3 protein-coding genes are annotated in these 2,900 nt (G+C 29.6%); 2 read left to right on the top strand and 1 reads right to left on the bottom strand.

Annotated features, from left to right (window positions below; all coding sequences use genetic code 11):
* Positions 1–642 precede the first annotated feature (642 nt).
* Complete coding sequence (locus HGPB_RS08100) at positions 643–912, bottom strand: thioredoxin family protein (protein WP_019133187.1); 270 nt, start codon at positions 910–912, stop codon at positions 643–645.
* A 154-nt stretch (positions 913–1,066) separates the two neighbouring features.
* Between HGPB_RS08100 and HGPB_RS08095 the strand changes: the two genes are divergently transcribed.
* On the top strand, positions 1,067–1,549 hold the full coding sequence (locus HGPB_RS08095) for a sigma-70 family RNA polymerase sigma factor (protein WP_019133186.1): 483 nt from the start codon (positions 1,067–1,069) through the stop codon (positions 1,547–1,549).
* Positions 1,539–2,579: a DUF4179 domain-containing protein gene (locus tag HGPB_RS08090; RefSeq protein ID WP_019133185.1), complete on the top strand. Its 1,041-nt coding sequence runs from the start codon at positions 1,539–1,541 to the stop codon at positions 2,577–2,579. Before HGPB_RS08095 ends, HGPB_RS08090 begins: the two co-directional genes overlap by 11 nt.
* The last annotated feature ends 321 nt before the right edge of the window (positions 2,580–2,900 follow it).

The following is a 2,900-nucleotide window of genomic DNA, read 5'->3' as shown; positions in this document are numbered from 1 at the left end:
TTAAACTGTTGGATTTCCTTAACGTATAATCAATTTTTTTCTTCTAATGTTAGCTGACGGCAATTCTTATCGTGAATAGTAATAAATAAGTTGGGGGAATAAGCAAAAAGCAAAGACATCCGTTAAAAAAATTTTGTGTTTGAGCTGAGCGAGAGCGAAGCGAGTTCGAAATTTTTAGGATGTCTGCTTTTTGTAATATGCTGAAATAATAAATAAATATAAATCATCCAATACACTTTAGAAACAGATATGTAAAGCGTTAGGGATTACGAGAGGGGTTAAGGGGAGAGATTAAAGGGCGAATCGCAACGCCCTTATCTCTCCCCTTTATAAAAGAATTGAATTAAATATCTTGTTTAGGAAATAAAAGTAATTGAATATAAAAACTTTAAAAATATAAAATTAGAAATTTATAATAAGTTTGAATTTAACAGATATGCTTATACATAAATAAATATAAAAAAAGAGAGAAAATATCGGAACGTCCTAATTTTCCCTCCTAAATAAATAATATTTAAAATTTATAGTAAAGTTGGGATTTGAATGATTACTTTCGATACAGAGAAGTAAAGCTGAAATTTAAAATAAAATTGAAACTGAAAAACAAGTATAGATTTTAAATAAAAAATTAAAAAACAAAAACTAACTATTCAAAACCCTTTTAATCCTAGAAAACTCAAAAAACCCACTAACCCTATCTATTTCCTTCCCATTCTTTAACAAAAGAAGGGTAGGAAATGAAAATACTGAGTATTCTCCTCTTAGTTTTGGATTTTCTTCAAGGTCTACATATTCAATTTCAATTCCATAGTCTTTTAATTCTCTTTCTGTTTTTATTTTCATGCCTTGGCAGAGTCCGCAATCATTGCCTTGAAAAAACAAAAATTTATACCCACTTTTATCTATTTTCATAAAATCACTTCTTTTTTAAAATTTACAATAATAAGTTATTATATATTTAGAATATATCAGATAATCAATTTTTTATAAAATTTTAATATAAATATGGAACTTTTACTCTTATTTTTACGTCTAATTGGTAAAGACGGATAGGAAGGGGTGTTTTATGGATAAGGATAAGGTTTTTAAAAGGCTTATGGCTGACAGAGAAGATAAATTATACAGGATAGCTTTTTCTTATGTGAGAAATGAGGACGATGCTATGGACTGTTTGCAAAATTCTTTGATTAAGGCCTTGGAAAATTTTGATTCTTTAAAAAATCAAGAATATTTTAATACTTGGATGGTAAGAATTCTTATAAATGAATGTATAGATTTTTTGAGAAAGAGAAAGGATGATTTTTCTTTTGATGAAAAGATTTCCAAGGACTACATAAGTGATAATTATGATGAAACTATTGATCTTTTGGATAGTCTTTCCAGGATGAGCGAGGATGAAAGGGAATTATTATATTTGAGATATTTTGAAGATCTTAGCTATTTGGAAATTTCTAAAAGACAGGCTATAAAGCTTGGGACTGTGAAGTCAAGGCTGAGCAGGTCTTTGGCTAAGTTAAAAAAGATGATGGGAGGTAATTATGAATCTTAAAAATTTAGATAATATAAAGGTCGATGAGGATAGGTTAGAGAATATGAAAAAAGATATTTATAAGAAGGAAAAAAAATCTTTTAGACCAGCTTACATTGCTGCTGTTTTTGCTTTGATTTTTTCTCTTGGTTTTGCTTTTCCAACTTATACTAAGGACTTGCCAATTTATAGTAATATTTTTAATTTTTTTGGCATGAACAATTATCAAGAAGCTGGGGAGCTTGTCAATGCGACTGCTACTAGCAATGGGATAAAGATTACTGTTGTTGATGCTATTTATTCGAATGATAGTTTGGCTTTTTCTTATTTGATAGAGAGTGATGAGGACCTTGGCGAAGATATAAATTTAGAGTCTGATATGTCTTTTAAGAATAATAAGGCTTTTGGTGCTTCTGGATCTTCTTATTTTGAAAAGAAGTCTGACGGGGTTTATCTAGGCTATGAAGATTTTGATATGGACTTTAAAAATAAAAATGTAAGTCCCTTGAAGGTTAATTTAAAGATTCGTGGGATACAAAGTTTTTCAGATGATTATAGAAGCGTTGAAAAATATCCTGGTAATTGGAAATTTGATTTAAGTCTTGACCAAATAAAGGCTGATATTTATAAATTTGACCAAGTTGTGGAAAAAGATGGTTATGTTGGAGTTTTAGACACTGTTTCAATTGATAAATCGGGAACTGAAATAAAGGTTAATTTTATGAATAAGATGGGCTTTGATGTTCTTGCTTATAATCAAAAAGGAGCAAGATTTGTAGATGAGGACGGAAAAGAATACAAACTTGATTTAAGAGGCGGCACAGGATACGACGGTGTCTACTCTACAAAATATAGGCTAGACCAAAAATTAGAAAAAAATAAGGACTATAAATTGATAGTTGATTTAGAAAAAGATGATGGAAAATACTTTGAAGGACCAGCAGACGGATCAGCACCAGCAAAAGAAGTAACAGCAGATTATGTAGGAACAGAAGCCTATAGGAATGCTCCACAAGAAATTGAGATTGAGATACCAGTTAGGATAAATTAGGGTTTTAAATTTAATTTTAATTTTAGTATTTTGATTTAGATAAGTCCGCAGAGATGTGGGCTTATTTTTTTGTTTTTTATTTTAGGTCTAAAATTGTTTTTTTAATTGCAAAGTTGATTTGTATGTCCGATTTTATTTATTTATATCGAAAGATACTGTTCAAATCCCAGCTTTACTATAAATTTCAAATTTAATATATTTAGGAGGGAAAATTAGGACGTTCCGAGCGTCCTTTTTCCCTCCTATGACCTCCCTTTTACACCTTGACAGTTCTGTATGTAGAAAAAAATTGATTATACTAGAAATCCAAAACACTTCCTA

The sequence above is a fragment of the Peptoniphilus obesi ph1 genome (genome assembly GCF_000311865.1).
GTDB classification, from domain to species: Bacteria; Bacillota; Clostridia; order Tissierellales; family Peptoniphilaceae; genus Peptoniphilus_E; species Peptoniphilus_E obesi.
This window is presented reverse-complemented; position numbering and strand designations above follow the sequence as displayed.

What these genes read in the sequence shown, in the direction of transcription:
- HGPB_RS08100 (WP_019133187.1), bottom strand. Translation starts at nt 912, where the DNA reads ATGAAAATAGATAAAAGTGGGTATAAATTTTTGTTTTTTCAAGGCAAT.
- HGPB_RS08090 (WP_019133185.1), top strand. Translation starts at nt 1,539, where the DNA reads ATGAATCTTAAAAATTTAGATAATATAAAGGTCGATGAGGATAGGTTA.
- HGPB_RS08095 (WP_019133186.1), top strand. Translation starts at nt 1,067, where the DNA reads ATGGATAAGGATAAGGTTTTTAAAAGGCTTATGGCTGACAGAGAAGAT.